Source organism: Saccharopolyspora flava (genome assembly GCF_900116135.1).
In the GTDB taxonomy this organism is placed as follows: Bacteria; Actinomycetota; Actinomycetes; order Mycobacteriales; family Pseudonocardiaceae; genus Saccharopolyspora; species Saccharopolyspora flava.
This window is the reverse complement of record NZ_FOZX01000004.1, coordinates 155,813-171,380: the sequence shown is the minus strand read 5'-3', so window position 1 is coordinate 171,380 and position 15,568 is coordinate 155,813. Positions and strand designations below refer to the sequence as shown.

General features: G+C 69.0%; 16 protein-coding genes. 10 read left to right on the top strand and 6 right to left on the bottom strand.

Features of this window, described 5'->3' with window-relative positions; translation table 11 throughout:
* Window positions 1-74: 74 nt before the first annotated feature.
* Window positions 75-989, top strand: a complete 915-nt coding sequence (locus tag BM424_RS14135; protein WP_093417464.1) for a LysR family transcriptional regulator — start codon at window positions 75-77, stop codon at window positions 987-989.
* A gap of 5 nt (window positions 990-994) precedes the next feature.
* Here BM424_RS14135 and BM424_RS14130 read toward each other — a convergent pair whose 3' ends face one another.
* Window positions 995-2,311 (bottom strand): MFS transporter, encoded by a 1,317-nt coding sequence (locus BM424_RS14130; RefSeq protein WP_245775847.1) that lies wholly within the window; start codon window positions 2,309-2,311, stop codon window positions 995-997.
* Window positions 2,312-2,604: 293 nt separating this feature from the next.
* Between BM424_RS14130 and hisD the strand changes: the two genes are divergently transcribed.
* The 6 genes from hisD (at window position 2,605) to BM424_RS14100 (ending at window position 9,463) form a co-directional block, all read left to right on the top strand.
* Window positions 2,605-3,933, top strand: a complete 1,329-nt coding sequence (gene hisD / locus BM424_RS14125) for a histidinol dehydrogenase (RefSeq protein WP_093417459.1) — start codon at window positions 2,605-2,607, stop codon at window positions 3,931-3,933.
* Window positions 3,930-5,090 (top strand): ester cyclase, encoded by a 1,161-nt coding sequence (locus BM424_RS14120; RefSeq protein ID WP_093417456.1) that lies wholly within the window; start codon window positions 3,930-3,932, stop codon window positions 5,088-5,090. The genes hisD and BM424_RS14120 overlap by 4 nt, the downstream gene beginning before the upstream one ends.
* A 156-nt stretch (window positions 5,091-5,246) precedes the next feature.
* A complete protein-coding gene (locus BM424_RS14115; RefSeq protein WP_139274066.1) occupies window positions 5,247-5,642 on the top strand; it encodes a hypothetical protein in 396 nt (131 codons plus the stop codon).
* A 52-nt stretch (window positions 5,643-5,694) separates the two neighbouring features.
* Complete coding sequence (gene gad / locus BM424_RS14110; RefSeq protein WP_093417450.1) at window positions 5,695-7,083, top strand: glutamate decarboxylase; 1,389 nt, start codon at window positions 5,695-5,697, stop codon at window positions 7,081-7,083.
* 120 nt (window positions 7,084-7,203) lie between these two features.
* Window positions 7,204-7,755 carry a sigma-70 family RNA polymerase sigma factor gene (locus tag BM424_RS14105; RefSeq protein WP_093417447.1) on the top strand — a complete coding sequence of 184 codons (552 nt, stop codon included), beginning with the start codon at window positions 7,204-7,206 and terminating at the stop codon, window positions 7,753-7,755.
* Between the two features lie 1,021 nt (window positions 7,756-8,776).
* Window positions 8,777-9,463, top strand: coding sequence for a zf-HC2 domain-containing protein (locus tag BM424_RS14100; protein ID WP_093417445.1), 687 nt, complete (start codon window positions 8,777-8,779; stop codon window positions 9,461-9,463).
* 16 nt (window positions 9,464-9,479) lie between these two features.
* On the opposite strand, the gene BM424_RS14095 is transcribed toward BM424_RS14100, so the two are convergent.
* The 3 genes from BM424_RS14095 to BM424_RS14085 are packed head-to-tail and all read right to left on the bottom strand — an operon-like array spanning window position 9,480 to window position 11,545.
* Complete coding sequence (locus BM424_RS14095) at window positions 9,480-10,322, bottom strand: SAM-dependent methyltransferase (RefSeq protein ID WP_093417443.1); 843 nt, start codon at window positions 10,320-10,322, stop codon at window positions 9,480-9,482.
* Window positions 10,323-10,336: 14 nt separating this feature from the next.
* On the bottom strand, window positions 10,337-11,242 hold the full coding sequence (locus BM424_RS14090; protein WP_342742614.1) for a helix-turn-helix domain-containing protein: 906 nt from the start codon (window positions 11,240-11,242) through the stop codon (window positions 10,337-10,339).
* 51 nt (window positions 11,243-11,293) lie between these two features.
* Window positions 11,294-11,545, bottom strand: a complete 252-nt coding sequence (locus BM424_RS14085) for a DUF397 domain-containing protein (protein WP_093418209.1) — start codon at window positions 11,543-11,545, stop codon at window positions 11,294-11,296.
* 263 nt (window positions 11,546-11,808) lie between these two features.
* Between BM424_RS14085 and BM424_RS14080 the strand changes: the two genes are divergently transcribed.
* The gene (locus BM424_RS14080) at window positions 11,809-12,534 is read left to right on the top strand and encodes a GGDEF domain-containing protein (RefSeq protein WP_093417441.1); all 726 of its coding nucleotides are present in this window, start codon (window positions 11,809-11,811) and stop codon (window positions 12,532-12,534) included.
* On the opposite strand, the gene BM424_RS14075 is transcribed toward BM424_RS14080, so the two are convergent.
* Window positions 12,525-12,746, bottom strand: a complete 222-nt coding sequence (locus BM424_RS14075; protein WP_093417439.1) for an HC3 family zinc finger protein — start codon at window positions 12,744-12,746, stop codon at window positions 12,525-12,527. The genes BM424_RS14080 and BM424_RS14075 overlap by 10 nt on opposite strands.
* Before the next feature lie 467 nt (window positions 12,747-13,213).
* Here BM424_RS14075 and BM424_RS14065 point away from each other — a divergent pair, with 467 nt between their 5' ends.
* Both BM424_RS14065 and BM424_RS14060 read left to right on the top strand, forming a co-directional pair.
* Window positions 13,214-13,447: a DUF397 domain-containing protein gene (locus BM424_RS14065; protein ID WP_093417435.1), complete on the top strand. Its 234-nt coding sequence runs from the start codon at window positions 13,214-13,216 to the stop codon at window positions 13,445-13,447.
* Between the two features lie 169 nt (window positions 13,448-13,616).
* Window positions 13,617-14,477 (top strand): helix-turn-helix domain-containing protein, encoded by an 861-nt coding sequence (locus tag BM424_RS14060; protein ID WP_093417433.1) that lies wholly within the window; start codon window positions 13,617-13,619, stop codon window positions 14,475-14,477.
* Between the two features lie 117 nt (window positions 14,478-14,594).
* Here BM424_RS14060 and BM424_RS14055 read toward each other — a convergent pair whose 3' ends face one another.
* A complete protein-coding gene (locus BM424_RS14055) occupies window positions 14,595-15,440 on the bottom strand; it encodes a formate/nitrite transporter family protein (RefSeq protein WP_093417430.1) in 846 nt (281 codons plus the stop codon).
* Between the last annotated feature and the right edge of the window lie 128 nt (window positions 15,441-15,568).

Sequence of the window (15,568 nt, the reverse complement as noted above, 5' to 3'; positions counted from 1 at the left end):
TTGATAAAACGCGCTGTGAACGGCGGTGTCAATAGCGCTCGGGAAACCGTCTACCGGTGTCGTAGGGTGCGCTCGTGACCCTCAACCAGCTGCGCGCGTTCCTGCTCGCGCACCGGCTCGGCACGTTCACGGCGGTGGCGAACGAGCTGGACATGGCCCAGCCGTCGGTGTCCGAGCTCGTCCGCCGCCTGGAGGAGGAGCTGGGTACCGCGCTGTTCGCGCGCGGCAGCCGCAAGCTCACCCTGTCCGAGGCCGGGCGGGAGCTGCTGCCCTTCGCCGAGCAGGCGCTGGCCGCCGTCGACCACGGCGGCGCGGCGGTGCGCGCGCTGAACACCCTCAGCGGCGGTACCGCGACGTTCGGGCTGCTGCGCAACGCCGACTACTACCTGCTGTCGGACCTGGTGCGGCAGTTCCTCGACCGCTACCCGGACGTGAAAGTCCGCCTGGTGGGCCAGAACTCAGCGGAGACGGCGGCGGCCGTGCGCGACGGCGACCTGGAGGCCGGGCTGGTCGTGCTGCCCATCGACGACGAGGCGCTGTCGGTGACGCCGCTGGCCCGCGACGAGGTCCTCTACGTCAGCCGGGATCCCGAGCGCGTGCGGCGCCCGGTGGAGATGGAGGACCTGACCAGGGCACCGCTGATCCTCTACGACGCGCGCTACGGCTGGAACGACCCGACCCGCCGCCAGCTGGCCGAGCGGGCCCAGCTGGCCGGGGTCGCGCTGGACGCGGGGATCGAGGTCGAGCACGTGGAGTCCGCGCTGCGGCTGGCCGCCCAGGGCATCGGCGACACCATCGCCTGCCGCGCGGTGGTCGACAGCCACCGCTTCCCGCCCGAGCTGCACACCGCGCCGTTCGCCGAACCGCTGCACGACACCATCGCCCTGATCCACCGGCGCAACCGCACGCTGTCCCCGGCGACCCGGGAACTCGCGCGACTCGCCCAGGAAACCCTGCTCAGCAGCGGGACTCCCTGGGCGAGCACGTGATTCGGCTACTGCTGCACCATCGGCTTGCCGGTGGTGAGGTCCAAGCGGTAGCTCTCCTCCATCCACTTGATCACCACGACCAGGGAGATCACCGCGGCCACCGCGAGGTAGCCCCAGACCGCGTAGATCGTGCCGAAGGTGCTCACCAGCAGGGCCGAGACGAACGGCGTGATGCCGGAGAACAGCGCGAACGAGGAGTTGTAGGCCACACCGCCCGCGCTGAAGCGGGTCTTGGTCGCGAACATCTCGGCGACGCAGACCGTGACGATGCCGGTCAGGAAGAACTCCGGGATCACGTAGATCAGCTGCGCGATCACCGCCGAGGTGAACGTGCCCAGCTGCGCGACCGCGAAGGCCGCGGGCACCAGCAGCAGCGCCGCGAGGTAGCCGGTGATGAGCATCGGCCGGCGTCCGATGCGGTCCGAGAGCGCGCCCGCCAGCGGCAGCAGCGGGATGATCACCGCGACCGAGATCGCGTTGGAGCCCAGCGCTTCCGCCCGCGACAGGCCGACGTTGGACGACAGGAACTCCGGCAGGTAGGTGACCCAGGTGTAGGACACGATCGCCAGGGTGATCGACGAGCCGCAGAACACCAGCATCTCGCGCCACTGCGACTTGAAGGCCTCGGTGAGCGGGGCCTTGACGACCTCGGCGCCGTCGGCGGTGGCCTTGACGAATTCCGGCGTCTCGCCGACCCGGTTGCGCACCCACAGCCCGATCAGGCTCAGCGGCAGCGCCAGCAGGAACGGGATGCGCCAGCCGTAGCTCTGCAGCGCGGCGTCGTCGAACAGCACCGCGGTGAGCGCGGACGTGCCCGCGCCGCCGAGGATTCCGACGAACACGCTGATCGAGACGAACGAGGTGTAGTACGCCCGCCGCTTGGGGTGCGCCCACTCGACGACGAACGCGATGGCGCCGACGTACTCACCGCCGGAGATCAGCGCCTGCACCATCCGCATCAGCAGCAGGAGCAGCGGCGCCAGCATGCCGACCTGCTCGTAGGTGGGCAGCACGCCGATCAGCGCCGTGCACAGACCCATCAGGGCGATCGTCCAGAGCAGGACCGACCGGCGGCCGAAGCGGTCGCCCCAGCGGCCGAGGATCATGCCGCCGAGCGGGCGGATGATCGTGCCGATGGCGAGGATCGCGTAGGTGCTCAGCACCCCGACGACGGGGTCCTGCGAGGGGAAGAACACCGGTGCCATGACCGGCGCGAGATAGCCGTAGATGCCGAAATCGAACTGCTCGACGAAGTTGCCGATGGTGCCGGCCGTGACGGCCTTGCGCATCGGTTCCGGGGACTGCGCCTGTTTTTCGGGCACGGGAGTTGAGGTCGACAATCGCTGCTCCGAGATCCGGGCGGGCTTTCCGCGGCCCGCGCATGCCTGCTGCTCGATCGGACGAGTCGGCGGGATTCGCAAGAGAGTCGCAGCGGCCGAATCGTGTGTCAAGCCCCACATGCATACGGATGTCTTCCTGTTGCCGGAGAGTTCCGCGCGGCAACCACGCGATGTGCATACGGATTAGCAGATCGTGATCGCATAGGGTTGCCCTATGCCGACTACAAGAAACTCCGCTCTTGTCCTGTGGTCCAGACCCGCTTAGCGTTCGCCTCATGCGATTCAGCCCACGGCTGCTCGGCGCCCTCGCCGGGCGGTTCGACCACCTCAAAGCGCCCTCGGAAACCCCTGCGGCCCAGCAGGACCCGGCGGTGGCGCAGCGCGTCTCGGAGATGCTCGGCGAGATCGAGCGCGACGGCCACGACGCCGTGCTGCGCTACGCCCGCGAGCTCGACGGCTGGCAGGAACCGGACGTCGAGCTCTCCCCCGCGGCCGTGCGCGCCTCCGGCGACGCCCTCACCCCCGAGCACCGCGCGGCCCTGGAGCTGGGAGCCGAGCGCACCCGCCGCTTCGCCGAGCTGCAGCGCGCCGGGCTCTCCGACGCCGAGATCGAGCTCGCCCCGGGCCTGACCACCGGGTACCGCTACGTGCCGGTGGGCAGCGTGGGCGCCTACCTGCCCGCGGGCCGCTTCCCGCTGACGGCGGGCGCGTTCATGACCGTCGGCGTGGCCAAGGCCGCCGGCGTGCCGACCGTGATCGCCTGCCTGCCCCCGGGCAAGGACGGCAAGGCCGACCCGGCCGTCGTCTACTCCGCGCACCTGTCGGGCGTGGACCGGGTGTTCGTGCTCGGCGGCGTGCAGGCGCTGGCCGCGATGTCGTTCGGGCTGCTCGGCGAGGAACCGGTCGACATGATCGTCGGCGCGGGCAACGCCTTCGTCGCCGAGGCCAAGCGCCAGCTGTTCGGCCGGGTCGCCATCGACCTGCTCGCCGGACCGTCGGAGGTCGCGGTGATCGCCGACGAGACCGCCGACCCGGAGCTGGTGGCCGCCGACCTGCTCGGCCAGGCCGAGCACGGCGTCAACTCCCCCGCCGCGCTGGTCACCACCTCGCGCGAGCTGGGCGAGAAGGTCGTCGAGGAGGCCGACAAGCAGCTGGCGTCGCTGCCGACCGCCGAGATCGCCGGCCCCGCCTGGCGCGACTACGGCTCGGTGACCTGGGCGCAGGACCGCGAGACGGCCGTCGCGCTGATGGACGACCTGGCTCCCGAGCACCTGGAGATCCAGACCGCCGACGACGACTACTACCACGACGCGCTGCGCAACTACGGCTCGATCTTCCTGGGCACCTGGAGCACCGTCGCCTACTCCGACAAGGGCATGGCGGGCACCAACCACGTGCTGCCCACCGCGGGCGGCGCCCGGCACAGCGCGGGCCTGTCGGTCTCGCGGTTCCTGAAACCGCTGACCTACCAGCGCGTTTCGCGCGAGGCCACGCCGCTGCTGGCCGAGGCCGTGGAGACCATTTCCGACTACGAGGGCATGGCGGCGCACAAGGCCACCGCGACGCTGCGGCTGGAGCGCCTCCGGGAAGGCGACGCACGATGACCGAGATCTCCGAGCAGCCCACCGGTTCCCCCGGCGGCACCATGACCTCCGGCAAGCGCACGATGCCGAGCGATTTCAGCATCGCCGTGCGCCCCGGAGCGGGCGTGACGCTGGGCGGGGTGAACTACGGCGGCGAGCGGCGCCAGTCGATGGAGGGCTTCGAGGACGCCTACACCGACATCGTCGACTACATCGTCCGGATCACCCACCGCATCTGGGAAGACCAGGACATCGGCTACATCTACGACACCTACGCCCAGGGCTGCCGGCTCTACGACGACAGCGGCGTGAAGTACGGCGTGGAGCGGCTGATCGACGGCACGACGCAGAGCATCAACGCCTTCCCGGACTGCCGCCACTACGCCGACGACGTGATCTGGGCGGGCAGCGACACCGAGGGGTTCGTGACCTCGCACCGGGCCATCAACATCGGCACCCACACCGGTCCCTGGCGCTGGGGCCCGCCCACCGGCCGCAAGCTGGAGACCTGGGTGATGGCCAACTGCGTGGTGTGGCAGAACGAGATCTACGAGGAGTGGGTCCTCTACAACACCGCGGCCAAGCTCCAGCAGCTCGGCGTCAACGTCGCCGAGGCGGCGCGCACCTACGCCCGCGAGGGCGGGCTCACCCCGGTCTCCGAGCGCCCCTCCTCGGAGGCGCTGCGGCTGGTCGGCGGGCGCAAGCCGGTGCTGCTGCCGGAGCCGGACAACAAGTCCGGCTACGACGTGGAGGGCTCGGTCCGGGCGTTGTGGCACAACGTGTTCAACCGCCGCGACCTGAGCGCGATCGACCGCTTCTACGCCGAGAACGTGCGCTGGCACGGCACCACCAACCGCACCGGCTGGGGTCGTTCCGACGTGCGCGCCATGGCGCGGAGCCTGCTGGCCACCTTCCCCGACCTGGGCGTGCAGGTCGACGAGGTGTACTGGATGGGCAACGACAACGACGGCTACAGCATCTCGGTGCGCTGGTCGGGAGCCGGAACCCACCGCGGCGTCGGCCTGTACGGCAAGCCCACCGGCAAGCGGGCGCACCTCTGGGGCATGTCGCAGCTCTACGTGATGCACGGCCGCATCGTCGAGGAGTGGTCGCTGTTCAACGAGTTCGACGTGATCGCGCAGCTCGTCGCCGAGGACGGCGGGCCTGAACTGGTCTGACCCGGCATCACCGCCGCCCGGGACGCGGTTCCGGGCGGCGGTGTCAGGGCCGAAAACGGAGCAATCGTCCCCACCGGCGGACCGGATGTGCTAGACATTACCAACGCGTAGTGGCACATCCGACGTTGCACACACGGCCGCGAGGGGGCGGTGCACGTGAGTTCCGAGGTCGACGCTCTGCTCGACGAGATGCGGAAGAACGGCTGGGAATCCTACGTGTTCGGGCCGCGCGACAGCCCGCACGCCGTGGGCCTGGCCCACCGCTGGGAGACCTGCGCCGACGTCCTGGTGCTGCACGCCGAGGACGACGCCACCGCGTACCGGATGCCGCTGTGCCCGGACGCCGACCTGTTCGCGCCGGGCATCGTGTCCTGGCACTACCACGCACCGGCCGAGTGGACGATCCGCGCGGTGCTCGCGCTCCCCCAGCCCGGCGCGCCCGACGCGCCGCTGGCGATGCTGACCCCGCCGCCGGACTGCGCCGTTCCCTCGTCGCTGCGCCGCACCATGACGATCCGGCCGAACCCGCGCCGCGCTCACGTCTCCACCTGATCGGGTGAGCTTCGGCGCTGCCGCGCGCTAGACCGGCGGGCAACCTGGGCTGGTGCCGCTGACGCATCCGGACAACACGCCCCACCCGCGCCGCGACGAGCTCGCGGTGAACCCGATCTTCGCGCGCGAACCCGTGCACGTGCCCGCCTTCGACTTCCCCGCCGACGGAATCGACCCCGAGGTGGCGTACCAGATCGTGCACGACGAGCTGATGCTCGACGGCAACGCGCGGCTGAACCTCGCGACGTTCGTGTCGACGTGGATGGAACCGCAGGCCACGCGGCTGATGTCGGAGTGCTTCGACAAGAACATGATCGACAAGGACGAGTACCCGCGCACCGCCGCGCTGGAGGACCGGTGCGTGCGGATGCTCGCCGGGCTGTGGCACGCGCCCGACCCGCACCACGTCGTCGGCTGCTCCACGACGGGATCGTCGGAGGCCTGCATGCTCGCCGGCCTGGCGCTCAAGCGGCGCTGGAAGGGCACCGGGACGCCGAACCTCGTGATGGGCGCCAACGTGCAGATCTGCTGGGAGAAGTTCGCGAACTTCTTCGAGATCGAGCCGCGCTACGTGCCGATGGAGGGCGACCGGTTCACGCTCTCGGCCGAGGAGGCGCTCAAGCGGGTCGACGAGAACACCATCGGCGTCGTGGCCATCCTCGGCTCGACCTTCGACGGCGCCTACGAGCCGGTCGCCGAGATCTGCCGCGCCCTCGACGAGCTGGCCGCGCGCGGCGGGCCGGACGTGCCGGTGCACGTCGACGGCGCGTCCGGGGCGATGATCGCGCCGTTCCTGGACCCGGACCTGGTGTGGGACTTCCGGCTGCCGCGGGTGGCCTCGATCAACACCTCCGGGCACAAGTACGGCCTGGTCTACCCGGGCGTGGGCTGGGTCGTGTGGCGCACGCCCGAGGCGCTGCCGGAGGAGCTGGTGTTCCGGGTGAACTACCTCGGCGGCGAGATGCCGACCTTCGCGCTGAACTTCTCGCGGCCGGGAGCGCAGGTGGCCGCGCAGTACTTCTCGTTCCTGCGGCTGGGTTTCGACGGGTACCGCCGGGTGCAGCAGGAGTGCCGCGACGTGGCGATGCGGCTGGCGCGCGAGTTCGCCGAGCTCGGACCGTTCGAGCCGCTCACCGATGCCGGTCAGGTCCCGGCCTTCGCGGTCAAGCTCCGCGACGAGGTGACCGATTATTCCGTTTTCGACATCTCCGCTGCGCTGCGCGCCAGCGGCTGGCTCGTCCCGGCCTACACGTTCCCCGCGAACCGGACGGATCTGGCGGTGCTGCGGATCGTGGTGCGCAACGGCTTCAGCCACGACCTGGCCGATCTGCTGCTCGACGACCTGCGTCGCGCATTGCCGCTGCTGCGGGCCCAGAGCGCTCCGGCGCGCGGCCGGGACTCGGCGGGTTTCGCGCACGGCGCGGGCTCGTCCCGCACTTGAGCGGGCGTGCGGGAAAAACTCCCGGAGAACGGGAAAACCCTGCGCGGAGCCGGTGCGAGGGGTCACCCTAAGTCGATCAGGTGATCAGGTCGTGCTCGCGGACGACTAGCCTGCGCGGTTATGAGTCGTTCCGAGGACGCGAACGCGCGGCTGACCGAGCTCGCGCTGCAGGCGCGCCGCGGCGACCCGCACGCGATGGAGGCGTTCGTGCGGGAGAGCCAGCACGACGTCTGGCGCTTCGTCGCGCACCTGGCAGGCCCGCACCTCGCCGACGACCTCGCGCAGGAGACGTTCCTGCGCGCCTTCCGCAGCGTCCGCCGGTTCGGCGCCCGGTCCTCGGCCCGCACGTGGCTGCTCAGCATCGCCCGCCGCGTGGTCGTCGATCAGATCCGCTACGAGCGCTCCCGCCCCCGCACCACCCACACCGGCCCGGACGCCGAGCCCGCCTCGCCGGATTCGGGCTTCGAGAACGTCGTGGAGCTCAACCTCCTGCTCGACGACCTCGACCCGGAACGCCGCGAAGCGCTCGTCCTCACCCAGGTCCTGGGCCTGTCCTACGCGGAAGCCGCCCACATCACCGGCTGCCCCATCGGCACCATCCGCTCCCGAGTCGCCCGAGCCCGAGACCAACTCCTCACCACCCAAACCCACCCCGACGAAGAAACCGGCTGACCCGGTCCGGCGGCGCTACGGTACGTTTCGCAACAGACGCGACCGAGATGACCCAAGCTTTGGTAGACGCAACCCACTACGAGTACGTTTCGAAAGGAACGCGACCAAGGCGACCCAAGCTTTGGTAAACGCGACCCACTACGGATACGTTTCGAAAGGCAGGGGCAATTTCTTCTGAAATTGGCGGACCGCACAACGCGAGGAGGACCACGAAACGAAGCCAATTTCTGGAGAAATTGCCCCTCCGTACGCACCCAAAGTACCCCGCGGAGCGCTCCCAAGACGACCCCGTGGGGGTCGTGACAGTTTTCATGAAAACTGTCACCCCACCCACACGACGGGACCCCAAAACCCCAGTTCAAGCACCTCGAGGGTTGGGATCTTCTCCACAGAGGAACCTCGTGGGGTCGGAAAGTTTTCATGAAAACTGTCACCACCCCCACGGGGTTCTTCGGGAGCGCTTCGCGGGGTCGGGTTGCCTGCGTGCGGAGTGACAATTTCTCCAGAAATTGGCTTCGTCTTGGGGTTTTCTCGCGTTGTGGGGTCTGTCAATTTCAGAAGAAATTGCCACTGCCTATCGAAACGTACTCGTAGTGGGTCGCCTCTACTAAAGCTTGGGTCGCCTCGGTCGCGTTCGTTGCGAAACGTACCCGTAGTGGGTTGCGTCTACCAAAGCTTGGGTCGCCTTGGTCGCGTTCCTTGCGAAACGTACTCGCAGTGGGTCGCGTCTACCAAAGCTTGGGTCGCCTTGGTCGCGTTCCTTGCGAAACGTACCCGTAGTGGGTCGCGTCTACCAAAGCTTGGGTCGCCTCGGTCGCGTTCCTTGCGAAACGCACTCGCAGTGGGTCGCCTCTACCAAAGCTTGGGTCGCCTCGGTCGCGTCCGTTGCGGAACGTATCTTGTCCCCTGGTGAGGTGCGAGTCCTTGCGGGACCACGCACCCGGCCTCGTCTCGGTGGACGTGGCGGAGGGGGTGGGTACCCGGTGGGAACTTTCCCGGGGGTGGGGGCGACAGTAGGGGTGTGGAGTGTTCTGTGTGCCGGGAGGCGCTGTCGGCGCGGTTGGACGGTGAGGAGTCGCCGGTGGCCGCCGTCGAGGTGGAGCGGCATCTCGCCGGGTGCGAGCAGTGCCGGGACTGGGAGTCCCGGGCCGTCGCGCTGAGCAGGTCGTTGCGGGTGCGGGCCGTGCCGAGCACGCCCGACCTGACCGCGTCGGTGCTGCGGTCGCTGCCCGAGCCCGCCGTGCGGCGCTGGCCGCGGGTGCTGCTCGGCGCGGTCGCCGTCGTCCAGCTCGTCCTCGGAGCGCTGCAGCTCGCGGGCGTCGGCGGGCACGAGGCGATGGCCGGGCACGTGTTCCACGAGAGCACCGCGTGGAACCTGGCGCTGGGCGCCGGGTTCGGCTGGGCGGCCTGGCGGGTCCGGGCCGGTGCCGGGATGCTGCCGGTGCTCGGCGCGTTCCTGGCCGTGCTCACCGTCGTCAGCGTCCAGGACCTGATCAGCGGCGTCGTCACGGCCGGACGCCTGGCCTCGCACCTGCCGCTGCTGGTGGCGCTGGCGCTGCTGCTGATCATCCGCCGCGACCACCGCGACCTGACCCCCGGACCGAACCGCAGCGCCCGGTCCGGCGAGCACACCGCCACCGCCGACGATCCCGACGAACCGGCGCCCCCGCGCGAACTCGGCCCCACCGCCTACCGCGAGGCGGGCTAGGCCGGCGAGCAGGTTCTCAGCGCTTGCGGCCCATCGCCGCCCAGTAGTAGGCGCTGTGCGGGTCGACCCGGCGCTCGGGGTGGAGCTGGGTGACCCCGGCCGGTTCGGGATCCGGGCGCCACGCCAGCACCGGTGCCACGCCGGGTTCGACCAGGTCCATGCCGTCGAAGAGCGCGGCCACCTCGGATTCGCTCCGCGGCTGGAACGGGATGCCGGACTGCTCGGCGGAGGCGACGACACCGGCCATCGCCTCGGGGTCGAAGTCCGCGGTCGGGTGGGTGATCGTCAGGTAGCTGCCGGAGGGCACCGCGCCCATCAGCTTTCCCAGCACCTGCCGCACCTCCTCGTTCTCGCGGAAGTACATCAGCACCGCCACCAGCATCACCGCGGTCGGCTGCGTCAGGTCGAGGGTCTCGGTCAGCGCCGGGTCGGACAGGATCGCGTCCGGATCGTGCAGGTCGGCGAAGAGGAACTTGGTCGCGCCCTCGTCGGTGCTGGTCATCAGCGCGCGGGCGTGCGCGAGGACGATGGGGTCGTTGTCGACGTAGACCACGCGGCAGCCGGGTTCGGCGCTCTGCGCGACCTCGTGGACGTTGCCGCTGGTGGGGATTCCGGTGCCGATGTCGAGGAACTGCCGGATCCCGCACTCGCGCACCAGGTACCGGACGGCGCGCCCGACGAACGCGCGGTTCGCCCGCGCCATCGTCTTGATCGTCGGGATGTGCCCGGCGATCGCGTCGCCCAGCGCGCGGTCGGCCTCGAAGTTGTCCTTGCCGCCCAGCCAGTAGTCGTAGACGCGGGCCTCGTGCGCGACGGTGGTGTCGATCTCGACCGGCAGCCGGCCGCCCTGCTGGTTCATCCGCATCCCTCGGATCAGTAGGTGTCCCTTAACTCCCGCAGCAGCTGCGGCGTGTCCTCCGGGGTCGCCGCCTGGACGCTGAGCATGTTCATCACGGCCTGGTACTGGTCCAGGTCGTTGCGCTTGTCCAGGTACAGCGCGCTGGTGAGCTGCTCCAGGTAGACGACGTCGGGCAGGTCCGACTCCGGGAAGCGCACGATGGTGAACGGTCCCCCGGCCGCGGCGTGCCCGCCGACGCTGTAGGGCAGCATCTGGATCGTGACGTTGGGCAGCTCGGCGATGCGGATCAGGTGGTCGATCTGCCCGCGCATGATCCGCTCCCCGCCGATCGGACGGCGCAGCGCGGCCTCGTCGATGACCGCCCACAGCGTCGGCGGTTCCGGGCGGGTGAGGATGTCCTGGCGGCGCGTCCGCAGCGCGACCCGGCGGTCGACCTCGGCGGCGGGTTCCTGCCCGTGCCCCAGCATGATCACCGCGCGCGCGTAGTCGGGGGTCTGCAGCAGCCCCGGCACGAACTGCGCCTCGTAGGTGCGGATGATCTCGGCTGCCTGCTCCAGGCCGAGGTAGGTCTCGAACCACGACGGCAGCAGGTCACCGTACTGATGCCACCAGCCGGGTTCGTTGGCCTGCCGCGCCAGCGACAGGAACGCGGCGCGCTCGTTGTCGTCCCGCACGCCGTAGAGCGTGAGCAGGTCGTTGAGGTCGCGCTCGCGGAAGCTGACCCGGCCCAGCTCCAGCCTGCTGATCTTGGCGTGGGAGCCGCGGATCGCCTCGCCCGCGGCCTCGCGGGTGATCCCGCGCTCTTCGCGGAGGCGGCGCAGCTGCCCGCCGAGCGCGATGCGCAGCACCGTCGGCCCCGCGGTGGAACCGCTCTGCGCGGCGCTGGATCTGCTCTGACTCTCCGGCTCGATGCCCATCATGTCGATACCCCCATCGGGAGCAATGCGGCGTCCGATCGCCGCCAAAGCCAGTCAGCAGATTAGATCATCGAAGTCGCCTTCTTTAACCCCTTCGAGAAAAAGGGCGATTTCTTCGCGGGTGTAGACGAGCACCGGACCTTCGGCGAAGCGGGAGTTGCGCACCGCGATGCGGCCGCGTTCCAGCGCGGCGACCTCGACGCAGTTGCCGCTGGGGTTGCTGTGGGCGCTCTTCCGCCACCGCAGGTCGGACCGCCGGTTGAGGTCCGCCCAGCGCGGGCCCTCCGACAACACGGTCTCCGGCATGAGTGCCTCCAACATTCGGGCGAAATCGCGTCCGTACGTGCAAGTGTTCTTGCAAACGTTCTTGCATCTGCAAGGTCCGTCCGGGACAGTAGCAGCAGCAGGTCGAGTGCCGATCTTGATCCGTCAGCGGGAAACCGGCGTCCGGCAAACGGCCCCGGTGCAGGTGGGAGGAGGCCGAGAGGCATGTTCCGCTTGTCGCGGCGTCAGAACCCCTGCCGCGAACGCCCGATTCGCCCGTCCTCTCCCCAGGATCGGATCTTCTGATGAGCGGGCTCGTGACGGTCGTCGCGTTATCCCTCTGCCTGATCCTCGCGCTGCAGCTGCTCGCCGCGCGCCGGGCGCGACGCGCCCTCGAGAGACGGCTCGCGATCGCCGATCGCGCGGCGCACACCGATCCGCTGACCGGCCTGGCCAACCGCGCGGGGCTGAACCGCGCGCTGGACCGGCAGCGCACCACGTCCCGTCCCGGCGATCACGTCGCGATGATCCTGCTGGACCTGGACGGGCTGAAGGAGACCAACGACCTCTACGGCCACGACTTCGGCGACAGCGTTCTGGTCGCCGCGGCCAAGCAGATCCAGGAGACCGTCGCCCGGCGCACGCAGCACGAAACCGGGCTCGCGGCGTGCGCGGCCCGGCTCGGTGGAGATGAGTTCGTGGTGCTGCTAGGTGCCGACGCCCGCAGCGGTGTCGCCGCCGAGGACGCCGAAGCGCTGGCCGAGGAGCTGTGCGCGGGCATCGCCTCCGCCGAGGTCATGGCGGAGATGCCGATCCGCTGCACGGCCAGCGCGGGTGTGGCGGTGCTGCCGGCGCACCGGATGCACCAGCTGATCACCGCCGCGGACAAGGCCATGTACCGGGCCAAGTCCACGCGTTCCGGAACCTCCCGCTACCAGCCGCTCGATGACGTGTCGGAGCGCATCCCCCGTCACCGAACGGCGCTGGTGGCGCTGGAAGGCGGGGCCTTCCAGAAGGAAGCTCAGGCGTAAGCGGTCTGCCGAACGCCGCCGACCATGCGGTGGGCTTCGGCGTTGCAGGCCGGGCAGGTGGTCCAGAGCCAGGCCATCTCGCCGACTTCGGCGTTCATCTGGCGGTCGCAGAGTGTCGTGATGGTGCTTCCGGCCGGGTAACCCCCGGAAGGCCGGGGGTCGGTGCTCGCGTGACGCTCCCCTAGGGCCGGAACCCAATGGAACGGATGCATCCGCACTCTCCTTCGCTGCCGTTTCCCGACGCCGTACTGTATGTCTCGTCTTGCCCGATTCGAACCGGATCGTCGGCCGCCCGGCCGAAAACAACCCAATCCGGGTAATCGCTCACTCAGATGGATTCAAGACCCACGATCCCTGCGGTCGCAGCCAGGCACCGACCACACGGCAAGGCCCCGTCTGAGGGAATATTCTCGATCGTCTCATGATCCAACAGGAGTCCGCACGCCGTGCGCGTCACCCGCGCGTACCAATCCACCGCTGAAATCGCGTGCGCCTGGCGCAATGTCACCTGTTCAGCGGTATGCGAGACCCACAGACACCCGATCTGCGCCTGCTCTGATCTCTCCCCCCGGGTGGCCCCGGTCATCTTCAGTGGCATGACCCCTCCCCGGATCGACTACGATTAATCGTAAGCACATCAGGGCGACGGAGTCGAGAGACGCGGAAGGGACGCACCACGATGCTTCACCCGGAACGGACGGAAAGCCCGGTTTTCGGCGCCACCGGCTGGGGTTCGGCGGCCGCCTGCGGGCCGAACGGCGGGAACTGCGTCGAGGTGAACTTAACCGTGCCCGGGCACGTCGGCGTCCGCGACAGCAAGCGGCTCACCGGAGACGTCACGCTGGACTTCGACACGGCGAGCTGGCGCCGATTTCTGCACCGCACGCGCGCCGGCGCGTTCGACATCGACTAGATCATCGCAGCTCAGAGGGCGTTCGGGATTAATCACCCTCGGACGCCCCACTTCGGTAGTGACCCGTTTGCCGCACAACCACGTCCGAGTGCATTAGAGTGTTGTTCTTGACAGACGCGTTTGCGCTTGTCAGACGTGGTGACGGCGAAAGCATACGAGCGGAGATCTGGTGCCGAGCACGGTAACTTCGCGGCGCAGGCAGCTCGGGAACGAGATCCGGCGCGCGCGGCAGGCCGCGAGCATGACCCAGCAGGAAGTCGCCGAGCTGCTCGGATGCAGCCAGGGCAAGATCAACAAGATCGAGTCGGGCACGGTCGCGGTCAAGAACGCCGAGCTGCAGAAGATGCTGGAGGCGTTCAACTCCGGCAAGGCCGAGTCCGAGCTGATGATGGAGCTGGCCCGCTCCAGCTCCGGGCAGCGCGGCCAGTGGGCCGGCTACCGCTCGGCGGTGCCGCAGTGGTTCCGCACCTTCACCGACCTCGAACCCGCCGCGACCGAGATCCTGAGCTGGCACGGCGAGCGCATCCCCGGCCCGCTGCAGTCCGAGCACTTCATGCTCACGCAGTTCTCCGAGGACCGCGCCACCGACGTGACCGCGCTGGTGCGCAACCGCCTGGACCGCAAGCAGGTCTTCGACCTGCCGCGCCCGCCGTACTACCGGTTCGTGCTCAGCGAGGCCGCCTTCCACCGGATGCCCGGCGGCCCGAACCCGTCGGTGGCGCTGGACCAGGTCGAGCACCTGCTGGACCTGCAGACCCGCTATCCCAAGGCGTACGTGCACATCCTGCCGTTCGACGTGCGGCTGCCCTACGTGCCCAACGACTTCACGATCATGCGCTTCTCCGACGGCACCAAGGACTTCGTGTTCGTCGAGCACGTGGCGGGCGGGCTGTACCTGGACGACGAGGACGACTTCAACCTCTTCAACGACGCCTGGGACCGCCTCCGCGGCGCCGCCCTCGAACGCCACGACACGGTCAACTACCTCCAGGAACTGGCCAAGAAGTACAAGTCCCAGATCGACTTCTGACGGCTCCCGAACCCGCACGCCGGTCAAGAACTGCAACTTTCACGCGTCAAAAACCCCGGTTTTCGTCGGGTCGAAAACCGGGGTTTTTGACTTGAGTACCCAGATCGGGTGGTGGGGTCAGGCGACTGGGGTGGGGAGTTCGGAGGGGGTTTTCTGCACGTCCCCGCGGGTTTTGGTGCGGCCGTGGGTGGCGTAGAGGGTGAGCCCGACGAAGACGATGCCGCCGACGAGGTTGCCGAGGACCGTGGGGATCTCGTTCCAGATGAAGTAGTCGGCGATGGAGAAGTCGCCGCCGAGCATCAGGCCGCTCGGGAACAGGAACATGTTGACCACCGAGTGCTCGAAGCCCATGTAGAAGAACACCAGGATCGGCATCCACATGCCGATCACCTTGCCGGACACCGACTTCGACATCATCGCGGCCACGACACCGGTGGAGACCATCCAGTTGCACAGCACGCCGCGCACGAACAGCGTCAGCATGCCCGCGGCGCCGTGCTCGGCGTAGCCGAGGGTCCGGCTCTCCCCGATCGAGCCGAGCTTCTGCCCGACTGCGTTGGGGTCGACGGTGAACGCGAAGGTCACGATGATCGCCATCAGCACGGCCACGGTCAGCGCGCCCGCGAAGTTCCCGAGGAACACCAGACCCCAGTTGCGCAGCACGCCGGTGAGCTTCACCCCGGGCCGCTTGTCCAGCCACGCCAGCGGCGCCAGCGTGAACACGCCGGTGAGCAGGTCGAACCCGAGCAGGTAGAGCAGGCAGAAGCCGACCGGGAACAGCAGCGCCCCGACCAGCGGCACCCCGGTCTCGACGGTGATGCTCACCGCGAAGGCCGCGGCCAGCGCCAGGATGGCACCCGCCATGTAGGCGCGGATGACGGTGTCCCGGGTGGACATGAAGATCTTGGACTCGCCGGCGTCGATCATCTTGCCGACGAACTCTGGCGGACTCACGTAGGACACGACGAACTCCTCGAAGCCGGATGGGGAAACGGGTACCGTTGCGGAACGGCGTCGTTCCCGGTCTGGCTGGCAGTGTCGACATCCCCCGTGTCCCCGGTGTAACGCGGCCGCGAGATCCGCATCAACAG